Annotated in this window: 17 protein-coding genes; 15 read left to right on the forward strand and 2 right to left on the reverse strand. The window is 31.9% G+C overall.

Annotated elements, in window-relative coordinates; genetic code table 11:
• Positions 1–229 precede the first annotated feature (229 nt).
• The 6 genes from pflB to N4A68_01270 all read left to right on the forward strand — a co-directional run bounded on the left by pflB (position 230) and on the right by N4A68_01270 (position 6,757).
• The gene (pflB, locus tag N4A68_01245) at positions 230–2,455 is read left to right on the forward strand and encodes a formate C-acetyltransferase (GenBank protein ID MCT4562943.1); all 2,226 of its coding nucleotides are present in this window, start codon (positions 230–232) and stop codon (positions 2,453–2,455) included.
• A 20-nt stretch (positions 2,456–2,475) separates the two neighbouring features.
• Positions 2,476–3,207, forward strand: coding sequence for a pyruvate formate-lyase-activating protein (gene pflA / locus N4A68_01250; protein ID MCT4562944.1), 732 nt, complete (start codon positions 2,476–2,478; stop codon positions 3,205–3,207).
• Positions 3,208–3,643: 436 nt separating this feature from the next.
• The gene (locus tag N4A68_01255; GenBank protein ID MCT4562945.1) at positions 3,644–4,165 is read left to right on the forward strand and encodes a peptidylprolyl isomerase; all 522 of its coding nucleotides are present in this window, start codon (positions 3,644–3,646) and stop codon (positions 4,163–4,165) included.
• Between the two features lie 173 nt (positions 4,166–4,338).
• Positions 4,339–5,136, forward strand: a complete 798-nt coding sequence (locus N4A68_01260) for a transporter substrate-binding domain-containing protein (protein ID MCT4562946.1) — start codon at positions 4,339–4,341, stop codon at positions 5,134–5,136.
• Between the two features lie 252 nt (positions 5,137–5,388).
• Entirely contained in the window at positions 5,389–6,051 is a 663-nt protein-coding gene (locus N4A68_01265; GenBank protein MCT4562947.1) for an amino acid ABC transporter permease, read from the forward strand.
• Positions 6,035–6,757: an amino acid ABC transporter ATP-binding protein gene (locus N4A68_01270; GenBank protein MCT4562948.1), complete on the forward strand. Its 723-nt coding sequence runs from the start codon at positions 6,035–6,037 to the stop codon at positions 6,755–6,757. Before N4A68_01265 ends, N4A68_01270 begins: the two co-directional genes overlap by 17 nt.
• 169 nt (positions 6,758–6,926) lie before the next feature.
• Here the strand turns inward: N4A68_01270 and fba are convergent, their stop codons facing one another.
• Positions 6,927–7,856, reverse strand: a complete 930-nt coding sequence (fba, locus tag N4A68_01275) for a class II fructose-1,6-bisphosphate aldolase (GenBank protein MCT4562949.1) — start codon at positions 7,854–7,856, stop codon at positions 6,927–6,929.
• 379 nt (positions 7,857–8,235) lie between these two features.
• Here fba and N4A68_01280 point away from each other — a divergent pair, with 379 nt between their 5' ends.
• Positions 8,236–8,955 (forward strand): rRNA pseudouridine synthase, encoded by a 720-nt coding sequence (locus N4A68_01280; protein ID MCT4562950.1) that lies wholly within the window; start codon positions 8,236–8,238, stop codon positions 8,953–8,955.
• 175 nt (positions 8,956–9,130) lie between these two features.
• Here the strand turns inward: N4A68_01280 and N4A68_01285 are convergent, their stop codons facing one another.
• A complete protein-coding gene (locus N4A68_01285) occupies positions 9,131–9,694 on the reverse strand; it encodes an endolytic transglycosylase MltG (GenBank protein ID MCT4562951.1) in 564 nt (187 codons plus the stop codon).
• A gap of 370 nt (positions 9,695–10,064) precedes the next feature.
• Between N4A68_01285 and N4A68_01290 the strand changes: the two genes are divergently transcribed.
• The 8 genes from N4A68_01290 (at position 10,065) to N4A68_01325 (ending at position 19,254) form a co-directional block, all read left to right on the forward strand.
• Positions 10,065–10,904 carry a GNAT family N-acetyltransferase gene (locus N4A68_01290; GenBank protein MCT4562952.1) on the forward strand — a complete coding sequence of 280 codons (840 nt, stop codon included), beginning with the start codon at positions 10,065–10,067 and terminating at the stop codon, positions 10,902–10,904.
• Between the two features lie 186 nt (positions 10,905–11,090).
• Positions 11,091–12,005: an RluA family pseudouridine synthase gene (locus tag N4A68_01295; GenBank protein MCT4562953.1), complete on the forward strand. Its 915-nt coding sequence runs from the start codon at positions 11,091–11,093 to the stop codon at positions 12,003–12,005.
• 194 nt (positions 12,006–12,199) lie between these two features.
• Positions 12,200–13,018 (forward strand): hypothetical protein, encoded by an 819-nt coding sequence (locus N4A68_01300; protein ID MCT4562954.1) that lies wholly within the window; start codon positions 12,200–12,202, stop codon positions 13,016–13,018.
• A 68-nt stretch (positions 13,019–13,086) separates the two neighbouring features.
• Entirely contained in the window at positions 13,087–13,608 is a 522-nt protein-coding gene (lepB, locus tag N4A68_01305; protein MCT4562955.1) for a signal peptidase I, read from the forward strand.
• A gap of 115 nt (positions 13,609–13,723) precedes the next feature.
• Entirely contained in the window at positions 13,724–14,152 is a 429-nt protein-coding gene (locus N4A68_01310) for a CBS domain-containing protein (protein MCT4562956.1), read from the forward strand.
• Between the two features lie 384 nt (positions 14,153–14,536).
• Positions 14,537–16,201, forward strand: coding sequence for a nucleoside kinase (locus N4A68_01315; GenBank protein MCT4562957.1), 1,665 nt, complete (start codon positions 14,537–14,539; stop codon positions 16,199–16,201).
• Positions 16,202–16,329: 128 nt separating this feature from the next.
• A complete protein-coding gene (gene glsA, locus N4A68_01320) occupies positions 16,330–17,244 on the forward strand; it encodes a glutaminase A (protein MCT4562958.1) in 915 nt (304 codons plus the stop codon).
• A 342-nt stretch (positions 17,245–17,586) separates the two neighbouring features.
• A complete protein-coding gene (locus N4A68_01325) occupies positions 17,587–19,254 on the forward strand; it encodes a SpoIIE family protein phosphatase (protein ID MCT4562959.1) in 1,668 nt (555 codons plus the stop codon).
• The last annotated feature ends 63 nt before the right edge of the window (positions 19,255–19,317 follow it).

A 19,317-nucleotide genomic window follows, 5' to 3' on the forward strand; every position in this document is an offset into this window, starting at 1 on the left:
ACTTGGCTAAACCTACTATGGGATATCATCCTTGATTTAATTGCTTAAGATATAAGCATATTTGATGGTATAGTTATTGGGATTTTAAAACTACATGTGTAGATGGTTCTTATAAAAAGTAATTATGCAATTTGTTCAATTAACAAATAAGAGTTATTGTGAAGATAGAAATTGCAAATAATAGAAGCAAGATAAGAGTAGCCTATAGTCATGGAAGGATGTGAATAATGTGAAGCAATGGAAAAATTTCAATAAGGGTAGATGGATGAAGGAAGTAGATGTCCGCAATTTTATTCAAGAAAATTATATCCCCTATGAAGGTGATGAAAGCTTTTTAGCCCCTGCAACACATAGAACAGAGGAATTATGGAATAGGGTTCTTATGCTTATGAAAGAAGAAAGAGCTAAGGGGGTTTTAGATGCAGAAACAAAAAAAGTTTCTTCAATCACTTCATATGCTCCGGGATATATAGATAAGGAGCTAGAACAAATAGTTGGTTTGCAGACAGATAAACCCCTTAAGAGAGGAATTGTACCATTTGGAGGACTTAGGGTGGTAAGAAAGGCTCTAAATGCCTATGGATATGAACTAGACGAGCAAACTGAAGAGATATTTTTGAAATATAGGAAAACCCATAATGATGGTGTATTTGATGCATATACGGATGAGATGAAAAGGGCAAGAAGCTATGGCATTATATCAGGACTTCCCGATGCCTATGGACGTGGAAGAATAATAGGAGATTATAGAAGAGTTGCTTTATATGGTGTTGATAAACTAATTGAAGAAAAGAAATTAGAATTAAAGCAGCTAGAGATGGATTATATGGAGTCCAGGGTGGTAAGACTTAGGGAGGAAATAGCTGAACAAATACAAGCTTTACATGAGCTTAAAAAAATGGCTGAAGAATATGGCTTTGATATATCCCATCCTGCTCAAAATGCAAAGGAGGCAGTACAGTGGACATATTTCGCATATCTTGGAGCTATCAAGGAGCAAGATGGAGCGGCAATGTCCTTGGGACGTGTTTCTACCTTTTTTGATATTTATTTTGAAAGGGATATAAAGGATGGATTATTGACAGAAAATGGGGTTCAAGAAATCATAGATCATTTTGTAATGAAGCTTAGAATGGTACGTTTTCTTAGAACAACAGATTATAATGAGTTGTTTTCTGGTGATCCAACTTGGGTAACAGAAGTCATTGGGGGTATGGGTGTAGATGGAAGAACATTAGTGACCAAAACAAGCTATAGAATTCTTCACACCCTATACACTCTTGGACCTGCTCCGGAACCTAATTTAACTATTTTGTGGTCAGTAAATCTTCCGGAAGACTTCAAAAGATATTGTTCAAAGGTTTCTATAGATACAAGCTCTATTCAATATGAAAACGATGATTTAATGAGGGAATGGTTTGGTGACGATTATGGAATAGCTTGTTGTGTGTCAGCTATGAAAATAGGTAAGCAAATGCAGTTTTTTGGTGCGAGAGCTAATTTAGCTAAGGCACTTCTATATGCAATAAATGGTGGTAAAGATGAAAAAACTGGGGAGCAGGTTGGTCCCGAATTTGCTCCTATTAATTCACAGTATTTAGAATATGATGAGGTCATAAGAAAATTTGATCAGGTAATGGATTGGCTAGCTCAACTTTATATAAATACTTTAAATATCATCCATTTTATGCATGATAAGTACAACTATGAAAAACTTCAGATGGCATTACACGACAAGGATGTTTTAAGGACCTCAGCTTGTGGAGTGGCAGGGCTTTCTGTAGTTGCTGATTCACTATCAGCAATTAAGTATTCAAAGGTAAAAGTAATTAGAAATGAAGACGGTTTAGCTGTGGACTATGAGGTTGAAGGGAACTACCCCGCATTTGGTAATAATGATGATAAGGTTGATGATATAGCTGTGGATATAGTAAAAATATTTATGAATAAGCTCCGTAAACATAAGACCTACAGAAGCTCAATACCTACACTGTCCATTTTAACCATAACTTCTAATGTAGTTTATGGTAAAAAGACTGGAAGTACACCGGATGGTAGAAAGGGAGGAGAGCCATTTGCACCGGGAGCAAATCCAATGCATGGTAGGGACGAGAAAGGTGCAGTAGCTTCTATGGCATCTGTGGCTAAAATACCCTATGAACATTCTGAGGATGGGATATCCTATACCTTCTCAATAGTACCAAAGGCTTTGGGTACAAATGAAGAAGAAAGAGCAATGAACCTTGTGGGCATATTAGACGGTTATTTTCATAATTTAGGCCATCATATAAATGTTAATGTATTAAACAAAGAAACCTTAATGGATGCCATGGAACATCCAGAAAAGTATCCTCAACTCACTATTCGTGTTTCAGGTTATGCAGTAAACTTTATTAAATTAACCAGAGAACAGCAATTAGACGTAATCAAAAGAACCTTCCATGAAAGATTCTAACTATAAAGAAGGTGTTACCTATGAACATTACTGGAAGAATACATTCCGTAGAAACCTGTGGCACCCTAGATGGGCCTGGGCTTAGATATGTAGTGTTTTTTCAAGGATGTTCTTTGAGATGTCAGTATTGTCACAATCCGGATACGTGGAAAATCGATGAAGGGAAGGAAGTAACTATAGATAATCTTATTGAGGATATACTTAAATATAGGGCATTTATGAAGTTCTCAAATGGGGGTGTTACTGCAAGTGGTGGAGAACCATTGTTACAACATGAATTTCTAAAAGAATTATTCAAAAGATGTAAACAGGAGAATATTCATACTGCAGTAGATACTTCCGGGTGTATTAAGTTAGATGCTGTAAAAGAGGCAGTAGAATATGCTGATCTAGTATTATTGGATATAAAGTCCTATAATACTAATAAGTTTAAAACAATAACTGGAGCATCAATTACTCCTATCCTTGAGTTCATTAATTATCTGGAAAGTATAAAAAAACCGACTTGGATAAGGCATGTATTAGTTCCTGGGTTAACCGATGACTTATATGAGATAGATGAATTAGCGAAATTCCTAGCTACTTTAAAGTGTGTAGAAAAAATTGAAGTTCTTCCATTTCATAAGATGGGAGAATATAAGTGGGAACAATTAGGCTATGGATATAAGTTGAGGGACACAAAGCCACCAACTAAGGAAATACTTAAAAAAGTAAAAGAAGTATTTGCAAAATATAAACTGAATATTTCCTAGATATCTGAGACTATAGATTAATCTATAGTCTTAGTCTTTATCTATGATTTTTATTAAGCCAAGGCTTATCCTATTATTTATAGAGTAAAAAATACTATCTTAAGAATATGAAATAAAAAAATAAAATTGTAGCATCTTGTCCGAATTAGTATATAATATATATGTTAAAACCATACAGGGATTTTAGTATAGACTTTAACTTATACAAGTCCAAAATGCCTAAAATCATCGCATATTTGTCCATGTATAAATTAAAGTTTTGACTGGGATATCTATATTCATAGGAGATTCAAGACTTTATTCCGTCTTTTTGTTTCTAAGATATTCATCAAATTTTGATGTGCCGTCCAGATATGCCTTGGAAATCAAAACTAATAGCATACCTGCAAACTTCCTATGAATAATGTGGGTTAAAAAATATAGAAAGGATGATCTTATGAAAAAAAATCCAGTAGTTAAGATAGAAATGGAAAATGGAGAACAAATCAAGGTAGAATTATATGCCGATAAAGCACCAAATACAGTTAATAATTTCATCTCACTTGTTAGAAAGGGTTTTTATGATGGATTGATATTCCATAGGGTTATTAGAGGATTTATGATACAAGGTGGATGCCCAGAGGGATCAGGTATGGGAGGACCCGGCTATTCAATTAAAGGAGAGTTTTCAATGAATAGCTTTAATAATGATGTAAAGCATACCAAGGGTGTTATTTCTATGGCGAGAGCATCAAATCCCAATTCAGCTGGTTCACAATTCTTTATAATGCACAAGGATTCGCCACATCTAGATAGACAGTACGCAGCATTTGGAAAGGTTATTGAAGGTTTTGAGGAAGTTGAAAGAATAGCAAATACTGCAACAAATCATATGGACAGACCATTAGAGGATGAAAGAATAAAAGAAGTTACAGTTGAGTTGTTCGGTGAGGAATATGAAGAACCTGAAAAAATATAAAAAATAGAAGCAGCCTGACATCTTGTTGACTTTGTCAACAATCTACCTTGTGGAGGTAGATTTTTTTTGCATAAAAATAAAAAAATATAAATATATACTTGCATAATTATAAAATAGTATGTATAATATTACAAGAAAGATAAATATTTTAAAAATGAGGAGGAAGAATAAATATGTTCAGTAAAAAAGGAAAAGGAATTATAGCTATTTTACTTATACTTTCGTTAATGGTTGCATTTTCAGGATGTACAAAGGAGTCAAAATTAGATCAAATTAAGAAAAAGGGTAAAATTGTATTAGGTACTGCTGCGGATTATCCACCCTATGAATTCCATAAAGAGATTAATGGTCAAGATACAATTGTAGGGTTTGACATTGAGATTGCTAAAGCAATAGCTGAAGACCTTGGTGTTGAATTAGAAATAAAGGATATGAAATTCGATGGACTATTAGCTGCTTTAGTGGCGGATAAAATTGATTTTATAGTTGCGGGAATGGTACCTACAGAGGATAGAGAAAAAAGTGTTGATTTTACAAACCAATATTATAAGGCTGATCAAAGTATTCTAATAAAGGCTGAAGACGCAGATAAGTTTAAAACAAAAGAGGATTTTAAAGGAGCTGTAGTGGGGGCTCAGAAAACAACAATACAAGAGGATATTGCAAAGTCTATAGAAGGTGCTGAAGTAAAAGGTCTTAGTAAAATAACTGATTTAGTGTTAGAACTGTCAAATGATAAAGTGGATGCTGTAGTACTTGTTAATCCTGTGGCAAAAGCTTATGCTAAAAGTAATCCACAGCTTTATGTACCGGAAATCTCCTTTGGAACAGAAGATGGGGTTGCAGCAGCAGTAAACGAAGGAAATAAGGAATTAGTTGATGCAATCAATAAAACCCTAGATAAATTAATAAGTGAAGGCAAAATTGAGCAATTCATTTCTGATGCATGTGGATTAGCTTATACAGAGTAAGAGAAGATTGTGCTATAAAAGGGCTCGGAGAAACGAGCCTTTTTATATATGTAGAAGATATAATAAACAAATATTAAATAGGTATAAGAAAAGATGCATGATATTATAACGGGTGATTATAGTAAAGATATTTCATGTAAATTAAAAAGTTTTATTTTGCAATAAGTATAGGGTTTTCATAGTATAAGTTAAAGTCTATACTAAAATCCCTGTATGAAAAGCATAGGGATATATTTATTAGGAGGTGCAATAGTGGATTTAGTATTTTTAGCAAAGTATTATAAGTTTTTTATAAGGGGTACAGGAATAACTTTATTAATCTCCTTTTTTGGGGTTATATTGGGGGTTGCTATCGGAGTTCTTTTAGCATTAATGAAGATGTCTAAAAAGTCTGTTTTAAGAATGATTGCAGCAACTTATATTGAAATTGTTAGGGGAACCCCTTTGCTGGTGCAGCTATTTATTATTTATATAGGCTTGCCAAAGGTAACTGGAATACCTTTGTCGGATTTAGCCATAGGAATAATAGCAGTATCATTCAATAGTGCGGCCTATGTTGCAGAAATTATAAGAGCTGGTATTCAATCAATTGATAAAGGTCAAATGGAGGCAGCAAGATCCCTAGGTATGCCCCATGGTATGGCAATGAGATTAATTATTATACCCCAGGCTTTTAAAAATATATTGCCTGCCTTGGGAAATGAATTTATAGTTCTTGTTAAGGAATCGGCAATTGTTTCTGTTATTGGGATACATGATTTAATGTATAATGCGGATACCGTAAGAGGGATATCCTTTAAGCCTTTTACACCTTTATTTATAGCAGCAATTATTTATTTTATTATTACATTTACTTTATCAAAGTTAGTAGGGAAGCTAGAGGGGAGGTTGCGTGCTGGTGATTCAAATAACTGATTTGAATAAAAAATTTGGAGAACTACATGTTTTAAAGGGAATCGATGAACATATAAAAAAGGGAGAAGTTGTCGTAATAATTGGACCAAGTGGCTCTGGTAAAAGTACGCTATTGAGATGTTTAAATCTTTTGGAATCTCCTACGAGTGGTGAAATTGTATTTGAGGGGATTTCAATAACTGAGAAAAAAAATGATATAAATAAGCTACGGGAAAAGATGGGAATGGTGTTTCAACAGTTCAATTTATTCCCACATAAAACTGTTTTAGAGAATGTAACATTGGCCCCGATAAATGTTAAAAATATAAAAAAAGAAGAAGCACAAAGTATTGCATTTAATTTACTTAAGAGAATTGGTCTAGAGGATAAAGCAGATGCTTACCCAAGTCAGCTTTCTGGAGGTCAAAAACAAAGGATTGCCATCGCTAGAGCCTTGGCTATGGCACCCGATGTAATGCTCTTTGATGAACCTACCTCGGCTCTTGATCCAGAAATGGTTGGAGAAGTTTTAGATGTTATGAAGGAGCTAGCAGGTGATGGAATGACCATGGCAGTGGTGACCCATGAGATGGGTTTTGCAAAAGAAGTGGCAAGCAGAGTTCTTTTTATGGATGAGGGAAAGGTGGTCGAGCAAGGCTCACCAAATGAAATCTTCGACAATCCCAAACACTCTAGAACTAAGGATTTTTTAGCTAAGGTATTGTAAAAACAACAAAAAGCCAGGAATATCCTGGCTTTAGGCTGCCTAAAAACCCGAATTTCTTCGTTGTTGCTTCAACCAAGAACCCTTACGTATGTCTGTATACGCTACGGCCTCTCGGTTTCAGCACGCCTCGAACTTCGAATTGTTAGGCAGCCTGCCATCTTGTTGATTTTTATAGTGTATTACTAGATCCTAATACATTTTTAATTTTATGCTTAACCATTTTTTGAATAGCGTCTCTACCTTTGCCTAAGTATTTTCTTGGATCAAATACTTCAGGGTTTTCAACTATCTCTTTTCTTATGGCAGCTGTCATAGCTAATCTAAGGTCAGTATCTATATTTATTTTGCATACTCCAAGTTTTGCTGCTCTTCTAAGCATATCCTCAGGGACACCCTTAGCACCTGGTATATTTCCACCATACTTGTTACAAGCTTCAACAAACTCTGGAATAACTGTTGATGCACCGTGTAGCACCAAAGGATAACCGGAAAGCTTGTGGGTTATTGTTTCAAGTCTTTCAAAGTCAAGCTTAGGTTCTCCCTTAAACTTATATGCACCATGACTTGTACCGATAGCAATTGCCAATGAGTCAACACCAGTTCTCTCCACAAATTCAACTGCTTGATCAGGGTCTGTAAAAGAAGCATCCTTTGCAGCTACATTAACATCGTCTTCTATACCAGCAAGTTTACCAAGCTCAGCTTCCACAACAACTCCTTTTTGATGAGCATATTCAACTACCCTTTTAGTCAATTCAATATTCTCTTCAAAGGGATGCTTGGATCCGTCAATCATAACAGAAGTGAATCCATCATCAATACATTGCTTACAAATCTCAAAATCTGCACCATGATCTAGATGAAGAACTACATCTAAATCTGTGTCTAGAATAGCTGCTTCCACTAATTTTCTTAGATATGCGGGTTTAGCATATTTTCTAGCCCCAGCAGAAACCTGTAAAATCAAAGGTGATTTTTCTTCCTTAGCCGCATCAACAATACCCTGAATAATTTCCATATTGTTAACATTAAAAGCACCGATTGCATATTTACCTTCATATGCTTTTTTAAACATTTCCTTAGAAGTAATTAATGCCATAACAATAGCCTCCTATATAAAATAGTATCCCAGATTAATATAGAAAATATATGTAAGTTATTTTAAGCAGTAAGTTATCTATTTATAATTTGGGACCATAATAAATGGTTTTCTTTTCACGAGTATTATATAATAATAAAGATAAAAATACTACCCCATATAATGGTATTTGAAAAAAGAATAAAAAATATTTAATCCCATATTATTCATAGGAAGTTTGAAAATATGCAGGTAGTTTTGAATTTTATATAAATAATCTAGATTAGTGTATAATAATATTTGATGGTATAGGCTTTGGGATTTTAAGACTACATGGGGTAGATGGCTTTTATAGAAAGTAATTATGGGATTTGCTCAATTAACATAGTGGAGGTAATTTATGAAGAAAATGAGACTTGATAGAGTCCTTGGGAATATGGGATACGGCAGCAGAAAGGACTTGAAAAAACTAATTAAATATGGAGCTGTTCAAGTGGATGGTGAGGTTGTAAAAAAAAGTTCTATTAGTATCGATCCCTACAATAGCATTATAGAAATCCATGGGGAAAGGGTTGAGTATAAAGAATATATATACATAATGATGAATAAACCCCAAGAGGTGATATCGGCTACATATGATAATAGACATAAAACTGTGATGGATCTATTAGATGATAGTTATTTGCATTTTCAACCCTTCCCCATGGGAAGACTTGATATTGATACGGAAGGTTTACTCATCATAACAAATGATGGTAAATTATCCCATGAGATACTCTCACCTAAAAAGCATATTCCAAAAACCTATTATGCCCATGTAAAGGGAAATGTTAATGAAGAGGATAAAGAAGCCTTTGAAAAGGGTGTGACCTTAGAGGATGGATATAACACTTTACCATCCCAGTTAATTATCAAAGAAAGTGGAGAGGTATCAAAGGTAGAACTCACAATATACGAGGGGAAATTCCATCAGGTGAAAAGAATGTTTCAGGCACGTAATAAAGAAGTGATATACTTGAAGAGAATAGCTATGGGAGAATTAGGATTAGATACTAGACTTGATTTAGGAGATTATAGGGAATTAACCGATGAGGAACTAAGTATCTTAAAACCGAAGTAAAAAACTATATAGGGTTTTCATAGTATAAGTTAAAGTCTATACTAAAATCCCTATAGGAAATAAATTGGCTGCTAAACAAAGAGAAATTCATTAAAATTGAAATGATTTTGCTCTTGCTTTGCAGCCTGTTATACAGAGTTTCTATTAAATTAAGTTTAACTGGAATATCTATAGTTTAATTATTTATGCTGACGCCGGTAATAATAGATATCATTTCATCAATAGAGCTGTTAGATTTTATAGTAAATGTCCCATAACGCAGCTTTGGACTGAGTTCTAACTCTTCTACTCTATTAAGAAATTCACTGTCGGTTTCAACTAGACCCTGTTCCTTTAGTATTTTAGCAATACCTGCACCTATGGTACCCTTAGGTATTTCAACCTTTATGTCCTTTATATCTTCTATATTCTTTGTATCCTTTGGCTCGTTATCAACTACTTCAACATTAATATTAGAATCAACTGGAGTTTCAGAAGAAGTGTCATTGTTACTTACTTCCTGTGAAACATTATCACTAGTTGAGGTATCATTATTGTTGCTATCTACTAAGTTTGTGCTATTGTCCTGTGGATTTTCTGCAATGATTTTTTGTGATGGTTCATCCATATTTTTCAAAAGAGGTATACTCATTGCCCCAGAAAGCTTCCATACAATAACAAGAGCCATGATTAGTACAATAAATAAGCTGAGTAAAGTGTCACTGAAGTCGTAAAAGAAATCCTTAAGCTTTTCTAACACTGAAAATCCTCCTCAAGTTTCATAGTTTAATAACTAAAGCATACCACAAAAACGAGTGAATTTTCAATAGACCAAATTATTTAATTTTCTTATTAAAATTTATTGAAGGTATAAATAGATTTTAATAGAATATTTATGAGTAGAGCAAATTGCATAATTAATTTCTATAAAAATCATCTACTATATATAGTTTTAAAATCTCTGAAGCTATACCATCAAATATGCTTATATCTTAAGCAATTAAATCAAGGATGATATTCGCATATGCAATTCTGCCAAGTCAGAGTTATGCAATTTCCTCAGTAGATATAAAAGCCTAAACAAAAGGTTTTATTATATACATGTTGTTGTAATATTAGGAGGATTAGAGATGGAGGATTTCAGACTGCTAAAGAATACCGATATGAATATAGTTATGAATTATCTGGAAAACAGACATGTTGAAAGTACATTTATCATAGATAGTATTGAAAAATATGGTTTGGAAAATAATATGCTTTCAAAAAAAAATGGAGATTATTATGGTTATTTTAATGATAATTTAGCGGGAATATTTTCATTTAACAATATGGGGAGTTTTACCTGCTACTATGATGATGATAGAGTGTTGAATAAGGTCGCCTTACTTAAAGCAGTTAAGAAATATAAGCCTAAATTCATAATTGGAATGGAAAGTATAATAACACCCCTATGGGAAAGGCTTGAAAGAACTTTTAAGTGGTATGAATATGATAAATGTCATTATATGTTATTAAATACTAATAAGTTTAATAGTTTTTGCTGCGATAAAGAAATAATTAATGCTAAAAACTATGATTTTTCAAAATCCATTGATTTTCTTATTGAAGTTGAAAAGGCATTTAATAGAAAGCCTAAAACTATAAATGAATTAAAAAACTCTGTATATGAAAGAACAGGTGAGGAAGAATATTTATATCTTTTGGATAAAGGAGAAATAGTATCCCAAGCTGTGGTTAAAACAACGACCTCAAGGATTAATCAAATTGAAGGGGTATACACCTTACCAAGGTGTAGGGGAAATGGATATGCAAAGGCGGTAGTTTCAAAATTATGCATAAATATTATGGATAGAGGGAAAACCCCGGGATTAATAGTTTCTAAATCCAATGATTCCGCAAAACAAGCCTATAGGGATATTGGTTTTGAGTACTATGATGATTATGTGATGTCTGAAATACGAATCGGCTAAGGGATATGAAAAAAATAAGCAAGTCAGGTTACGAAGTAATTTTGATTATTTTCTATGCACTCAGTCACGGGCATACCCATTGTATGTAAGTGATTGAGTAACAAAGAAAAGAACCAAAGGAGCGAATAAGATGACTAGTTTATTTTTTGAATGTGCCAATATATATACTAGAAAGCGGTGAACTGTTTGAAGGAAATAATCATAGGCGAAAATGAAAAAGGGCAAAGACTTGATAGATTCCTCTTGAAATATTTGAATAATTCTTCAAGAGCAAACATTTATAAATTGCTAAGAAAAAAAGTTGTAAAGGTAAATAGTAAAAGAGAAAAGGAAAATTATTTTTTACAAAAAGATGATAAAATACAGATTTATTTATCCGATGAAGCTTTTAATAAACTGGTTAAAGAAGAAAGCAATGAGATGGTTAAAGATTTCAACCTAGATATCGTATATGAAGATAATGATATACTTATTGTTAATAAACCCAAGGGACTTTTAACCCATCCAGATAAAAAGGAATATAAAAAAACATTAGCAACGAGGGTGCAATCCTACCTTAAGCATCTTCAAACCCATACATTTAAACCAGCTTCCGTTAATAGATTGGATCAGAATACCAGTGGGCTAGTTATTTTTTGTAAAACCTATGAATCCCTAAAGAAATATAACGAGATGATGAGAGATAGAGATATAAAGAAATATTATCTTTGTATAGTTCATGGAAAGGTAAGCAAAGAAGGAGAAATAAAGGGCTATCTTTCAAAAAATACCAAAAAAAATGTTGTTGAGATAGCAAAAAATAATTATAATAATAAGGGTCAGTTTATTCATACAAAATATAGGTCCTTAGAGTGTTATGGTGAATTTACTCTTCTAGAGGTAGAAATACTTACTGGAAGAACACATCAAATTAGAGCATCCTTAAGCAAGATAAACCACCCAATTATTGGTGATACCAAGTATGGGGGGAAGAAGATGAAAAATATAACTACTCAAGTGTTACATGCCTATAAATTAGTTATAGATGATAAAGAATTTATTAAGCAGAGTAAAGAGATAGAACGCATTATTAAAATACTATCTATAGAGAGTTCCAAGTAAATTTTAATTTATACATATCAAAATATCCGATGTTTCTTGGGAATTTTGATGTATATAAATTAAAGTTTTGACTGTAATCTCTATAGGGATTTTAGTATAGACTTTAACTTATACTATGAAAACCCTATATAATTAATTACTGTAAAACTTTATTTTATTTTAAAATAAAGTTTTTTGAAGGGAATGACTTAAGTTTGATTAAATCATATAATGTGATAGTTAAATTGATTGATAGATATGATTATGGAGGAGCTTTAGAAATACTTAATGAAAAGGGAATGATAGATACTGATTCTGCACTGATAATAAAATCATGTAAATATGCAGTAAACTTTGACTTCAAAACCGCCCATGGTATTCTAAGGGGTCTATCAGAAGAAAAAAAGAATGAAAAGGATATAATCAAATTAACTAAAAATCTTCAGCAATTAATAGATGGTGATCCCACTGCAATTTTTTCTGAGCTTATAGAAAATATTGAATTTCAGCTGGTTAATGAAGAATACATTGATTTTTTAGGGCGGGTATATAGATTTAAGGAAGCGATTTTTAAATATATTTTTGTTAAGAATCATTTGAACAAAAATAAGTTCTCATTTTTGATTGATGCAATGTCAAAACAAAGAATACTTAAGATACTTAGGAAAAAATACAAGATATTTAATACGAACCTCATATATGGAATTAGCACTTATATAGATAAATATTTAAGTCGCAAAAAAAATTATGTTAATATAGTGAGACTCTTAAATTCTGAGAAAATGATAAGCCTTATAGCACTAAGAAATAATTCTATTGTTGGACATGGATTTAGAGGTGTAAGTAGTGAGGATATTAAAAAAGCCTATGGAAATCCATATAATGTTGTAGATGATTTTAAGTATTGCTTAAATCTTTTAGATATCAATGTGTCAAAAAACAAGTATATTTGTATAAATGATCTTATAAAACGAGAATTATCCTGCATAAGCTATGATGGGGATAAGTCAGAATGTATCAATAAAGTAATATAAATTTTATTATTATGCATTTATATGATAATATATATTTATTGTGATTGATTTGAAAGGAAGATGCGGTTGTGAAGAAAGAAATATTTGAGTGGGTTAAAACAATAGTTATTTCGGTTATAATTGCCCTTATGATTACAATGTTTATACGACCTACATTAGTAAAAGGACATTCAATGTATCCTACATTAGAGCCAAATAATTATTTGATTATAAATAAAATACCCTATATGATCCATGAACCAGAAAGAGGAGATATAGTTGTTTTTAAATCATCCTTAAAAACCTTAAATGGAAAAGAAAAGGATTTAATAAAAAGAGTCATAGCTGTTGAAGGCGATGAATTAGTTGTAAATGACGGTAAAACTTATTTGAATGGTGAAGAAATTAAAGAAAATTATATTAATGAAAATTATACGGGTGGAGAAGTCGATATAAAAGTTCCTAAGGGACAAGTATTTGTTATGGGTGATAACAGAGGAAATAGCTTGGATAGTAGAGACGAAAGAGTAGGTACAGTAGATGTCCATACTATTAGAGGAAAAGTTTTAGTTAGGTTATTTCCCTTTAATAAGATTGGAGCAGTTGAATAGATTATACATTTGACCAGAGATTTTTCTCTGGTTTTTTGTTTAATTTACATAATAAATGCATATCCTATAACTGATAATTAAACAATTTAAATTATCTATGATAAGGAGGAGCGAAATGAAGGTCAGAAATTTGATGACTAAAGATGTTAGAACAGCTGATATTAATACTTCTTTAACTGAGGTAGCTAAGAGTATGAAAAGTTTAGATGTGGGATCAATTCCTGTATGTGATAATGATAACAATATAGTAGGAATAGTTACAGATAGAGACATAGTTCTAAGGTTTGTTGCTGCAGGGAGTAGTGAAAATTCTAAGGCCCAGGATATCATGTCTACCCATATTGTATCAGTTTCACCGGAAACAGATGTCCATGAAGCTGCAAATATAATGGCAAAAAATCAGATTAGAAGACTTCCCGTTGTTGAAAACGGAAAATTAGAAGGCATAGTGGCTATTGGAGATTTTGCAACTCAAAATATCCATGTAAATGAAGCTGGAGAAGCCCTAAGTGATATATCAAAGCCTAGTACCCCCATACATTAATATCAATATGTATTAACCATGACATAGTATGACACAAAATAAGCAGAAAAATTTTGAATAAAACTAAAAGTTCCTGGGAAACAGGAACTTTTAGTTTTTAATCTCAAAAAAATGGTATATATTATATATAAGTATTAAGTTTAGATAGTGCAGGTTAAGCTTGAGATTGAAATTTGGGGCCAATTCTTTTATGCTTTCATATTTTTACTTGATTGAGCAAATTGCATAATTACCTTTTGTTAAAATCATCTATTATGTATAGTTTTAGAATATCCAAAGCCATACATCATTTATTATGCAACCAAGTCAAGTTACAATTATGCAATTTCCTCAATTCTTAATTAAAAGCTTTACCTTTAAGTAAATTTTTAGGGGGAATGAAATATGACTATTAAAGATAAAATCGAAATTACTTTAAAGGGAGGGACAACCTTAGAGTTTGAAAAAGGAATTAGTTTAGAAGAGATAAAAGATAAGGTTCAAGAAGAATATGATACCTCAATAGTGGCCGCGAAGGTCAATAATAATCTAAGGGAATTAAAATATTCCTTGAACGAGGATGCTGAAATAGAGTTTGTTGATTTATCCACCTCTATTGGACATAGGATATACCAAAGAAGTTTATCCTTTGTGTTTATTAGAGCTGCAATGGAATTACTTACAGGATGTAAAGTCAGTGTAGAGCATTCATTAAGTAAAGGACTTTATTGTGAGATAGATTACAAGGAGCTTATTAATGAAGATCATGTAAAGGCTATTGAAAATAGAATGAGGGAAATTATTAGACAAGATGAGCCCTTTATTAAGAAATCTATACCTAAGGAAAAAGCTAAAGAGATATTTAAACAATTTGGAATGGATGCCAAGGAAAAATTACTTAAGTATAGAGAAAAGGATTCTATAAATATATACAGCTGTGGATGGCTTCGAAACTATTTTTATGGATACATGGTTCCTAGTACTGGATATCTTAAGGAGTTCAGCCTTAAGTTTTATATGCCTGGTTTAATAATTCAGTTTCCCACAAAGGAACAGCCTGATAGTATACCGGAATTTGTGGAACAACCTAAGCTGGCAGCGGTCTTCCATGAATCTGAAAAGTGGGGAAATATTTTAAATGTTGGTTATGTAGCTAATCTTAATGAAACAATAGATGAGGATAAAATACCTGAACTTATAAGGGTTGCAGAAGCTTTGCATGAGAAAAAAATTGCCCAAATTGCCGATAAAATAACTAAAAAGAATAAAAGATTGGTATTGATTGCTGGGCCCTCTTCATCGGGAAAAACTACCTTCGCTCAAAGATTATTAATACAGCTTAAGGTTAATGGTCTTAATCCAATCACATTATCAACAGATGATTATTTTGTGGATAGGGAATTAACTCCAAGGGATGAAGAAGGAAATTATGATTTTGAATCATTAGATGCCGTAGATGTAGAATTGTTTAACGATGATCTAACTAAGCTAATACAAGGACATGAGATCCAAATTCCTACTTTTAACTTTCTTACTGGAAGAAGGGAATATAAAGGCAAGAAATTAAAAATACATAAGGATCAGCCTATTATAATCGAAGGTATCCACGGATTAAATGAAAAATTAACACAAGATATACCCCATGATAAGAAATTTAAAATATACATAAGTGCATTAACTCAATTAAATATAGATAATCACAATAGAATACCAACAACGGATTCAAGATTAATAAGGAGAATTGTTAGGGACAGTAAGTATAGAGGACATTCTGCATTAACTACACTTAGAATATGGAAGTCAGTTAGAAGAGGCGAAGAGAGAAATATCTTTCCCTTTCAAGAAGAAGCCGATATTATGTTTAATTCTGCACTTGTATATGAATTAGCTGTACTTAAGAAATATGCTGAACCATTGCTGCGTGAAATTGATGATAAAGAATCTGAATATGCTGAAGCCAAAAGACTGTTAAAATTCTTAAGCTACTTTAAATCAATTGATGATGATAAATATATTTTACAAACTTCAATAATAAAAGAATTCACTGGGGGAAGCTGTTTTGTAGAATAAAATTATTATAGTCACAAACCATTAAGAAATTTTAAGTTGACTGATATGTTAGGTTAATTTAAAGTAAAAGTTGCAAGGATATAATGTCCGTATTTAAAATCCTATAATATGATTAGGAGATGAAAAAAATGCAGCTTTTATTAAATAAGTTAATAGAGAAGAATAGAGCTTGGACAAATTATGGAAAAGTAGCAGATTATATACCAGAGCTTGGAAAGATGGACCCACAAAAACTAGGAATTGTAGTTGTTGATACAGGGGGAAAGATCTATAGAGCCGGTGACTATGAAACAAGATTTACTATTCAAAGTATGTCTAAGCCTATAGTTTTGTTACTAGCACTAATGGATAATGGTGAAGAAGTATTTAAAAAAGTTGGTAAAGAACCCACTGGAGATGCCTTTAATTCTATAATAAGATTAGAGAGCCTTAATCCATCAAAACCACTAAATCCAATGATAAATGCTGGTGCTATAGCCGTGACTTCATTGATAAAGGGAAATACTACGGAAGAAAAATTCAACAGAATCTTAGCGTTATTTAGAAAAATATCTAAAAACCCTAAGCTTGATATCAATATGGAAGTTTACTTAAGTGAGAAAAAAACTGGAGATAGGAACCGCTCAATAGCCTATTTTCTGAGGGATTTAGGTATATTGAATGGAGATGTGGAAAGCATACTGGATTTATACTTTAAGCAATGCTCAATTGAGGTATCTTGTGAAGATATAGCAAATATGGGTATGCTTTTAGCTAATCAAGGAATTGATAGGGAAAGTGGAATTGTGGTAGCTTCTGAGTATATAACTCAAATTGTTAAGACTTTTATGGTTACATGTGGTATGTATGATGCGTCGGGGGAATTTGCTATAAATGTCGGAATCCCTTCAAAGAGTGGAGTCAGTGGAGGGATAATGTGTTCAGTTCCTAACAAGATGGGCATAGGGGTTATAGGTCCTGCCTTGGATCATAAAGGCAATAGTACGGCTGGGGTCAAGGTTTTAGAGGATTTATCAAAGAAATTGAAGTTAAGTATATTTTAGAAAGATTATTTATGAATATATATAAAGAATAGTATATAGGATTTAGGGTTGTCCGAGGAGGCAATCCTTTTTTATTTTAACTATTATATAGAAGGGGGTATGAATATTCCATTTAGAACTTTAGTTTATGCATATCAAAGACTCCTAGAGATGATAAATATTTGGATATGTATAAATTAAGATTTACCTTAAACTCTCTATAATAGATTAAAATGTAAAAAAACATTGATGTATTTTGCAGGATAATCTCTACTTATGTCGAATATACAAGCAATGGCTAAATAGATTTTAATATGTTTGTTTCTAGACAAATACTAATGCTATTTAAACTGGGGTGTTGCTATGATTTTAGAAAAAGGAAAAGAATTATATGAGGTTAAGAGTGATTATATATTTATTATCTTAACGCTTATTGTAGCATCATTAATATTTGTTTTTTCCATTGTCTGTGAGTATGAGATATATACTGTATTTAGCATGGTTAATTTTTTAACTTGGCATACTATTTTAGAATTTATAAGTGTAGTTTTTACATTTATTATTTTTAATAACTGTTATTATTCATATAAGCATACAGGGAGATTGAGGTTGTTAGTGATTTCATCAACTTGCTTTATAGTAGGCTGCATAGACTTTCTTCATGCATTATCCTATGAAGGAATGCCAGTTACATTTGCACCGAGTTCTATTGAGATGACAGTTACATATTGGATTATAGCAAGGTTAGTAATGTCTATAGGAATACTTATAGCTTCTATTATTCCCTTCTCAAAAAATACTAAAGCTGACGAAAAGCTAACTACATTTATGAGCATACTAATGGTATTAGCTTTGTTCTATATAGTTACTTATAAATCCCATACACTTCCTCCATTATTTATTGAAGGACAGGGATTGACAAGGTTAAAAGTATATTTTGAGTATATAATAATGTTTTTACAAATAATTGCAATAGCTAACTTTATCAAAAGCTATAAAACAAGTTCTAATAAATATCTTATAATATTATCTTCAGGGCTCATATTAATGACATTTAGCGAAGCTCTTTTTACTCTTTATAAAAGTTCATATGATACCTTTAATTTTTTAGGGCATATTTATAAGATTGCAGGATTCTATTTAATGTATCGTTCAATTTATAAATATAATATTGATCTGCCGTATAGAAAACTTAAACAAGCCCAGGAAAGAATTAGTGTATATGCAGATAATCTAGAAACAATTGTTTCTATTAGGACAAAGGAATTTAAAGAAGCAAATGATAAGCTTGTCAAAGAATTGGACTATGCTAAGGCTATACAGCAATCCCTATTGCCTCCTGATGTAATAAATTTTAATAATGTAGTATTTTACTCAAATTATTTACCATGTGAGAAGTTAAGTGGAGATTTTTATGATATATACGAGATAGATAAAAATAATATCGGAATGTACATACTTGATGTTGCTGGGCATGGGGTACCGGCATCATTGCTAACTATGTTTAGTATTAATAGCATCAAGTCAAATGAGCGATTGATAAAAAGATATAGGGGACTAAAACCCCATAAGAATCTTGAAAATTTTTATCGGGAATTTAATAAGCTCAGCTTTCCGGAGGAGATGCATATAGTAACTTTTTTTGCTACATATAATAGATTTAATAAGGTTCTTACCTATTGTACAGCAGGAATGAATTGCTATCCCATTTTAGTTAGAAAAACAGGTGAATATGAATTTTTAGACAAAAGTAAAGGATTTCCCATTTGTCAATTTAGTGAGTTCTACACACCGAAGTATGAAAGTTCAAAAATCCAATTAAATAAGGGGGATAGGGTTATATTCTATACCGATGGCTTAACGGATATACATAAGAATTCAACCGTTGACCATGGAGATCTGTTAAAAACCCTATTAGAAAATCATGATAATGATATAAAGAAATTAAATAGTGAATTATTAAAAAATATCAAAAATTCAAGAAAAGATTTTGATGATGATATCACATTCTTTATTATGGAAGTATTATAACTGTAATAACAAATATTGACTAACCTATGTAAAAATATTATAATATATATAAAATTTCATAAT

The organism is Maledivibacter sp. (assembly GCA_025210375.1).
In the GTDB taxonomy this organism is placed as follows: domain Bacteria; phylum Bacillota; class Clostridia; order Peptostreptococcales; family Caminicellaceae; genus JAOASB01.

What these genes read in the sequence shown, in the direction of transcription:
- N4A68_01290 (MCT4562952.1), top strand. Translation starts at nt 10,065, where the DNA reads ATGGAGGATTTCAGACTGCTAAAGAATACCGATATGAATATAGTTATG.
- fba (MCT4562949.1), bottom strand. Translation starts at nt 7,856, where the DNA reads ATGGCATTAATTACTTCTAAGGAAATGTTTAAAAAAGCATATGAAGGT.
- glsA (MCT4562958.1), top strand. Translation starts at nt 16,330, where the DNA reads ATGCAGCTTTTATTAAATAAGTTAATAGAGAAGAATAGAGCTTGGACA.
- N4A68_01325 (MCT4562959.1), top strand. Translation starts at nt 17,587, where the DNA reads ATGATTTTAGAAAAAGGAAAAGAATTATATGAGGTTAAGAGTGATTAT.
- N4A68_01255 (MCT4562945.1), top strand. Translation starts at nt 3,644, where the DNA reads ATGAAAAAAAATCCAGTAGTTAAGATAGAAATGGAAAATGGAGAACAA.
- N4A68_01310 (MCT4562956.1), top strand. Translation starts at nt 13,724, where the DNA reads ATGAAGGTCAGAAATTTGATGACTAAAGATGTTAGAACAGCTGATATT.
- N4A68_01280 (MCT4562950.1), top strand. Translation starts at nt 8,236, where the DNA reads ATGAAGAAAATGAGACTTGATAGAGTCCTTGGGAATATGGGATACGGC.
- N4A68_01315 (MCT4562957.1), top strand. Translation starts at nt 14,537, where the DNA reads ATGACTATTAAAGATAAAATCGAAATTACTTTAAAGGGAGGGACAACC.
- pflA (MCT4562944.1), top strand. Translation starts at nt 2,476, where the DNA reads ATGAACATTACTGGAAGAATACATTCCGTAGAAACCTGTGGCACCCTA.
- N4A68_01260 (MCT4562946.1), top strand. Translation starts at nt 4,339, where the DNA reads ATGTTCAGTAAAAAAGGAAAAGGAATTATAGCTATTTTACTTATACTT.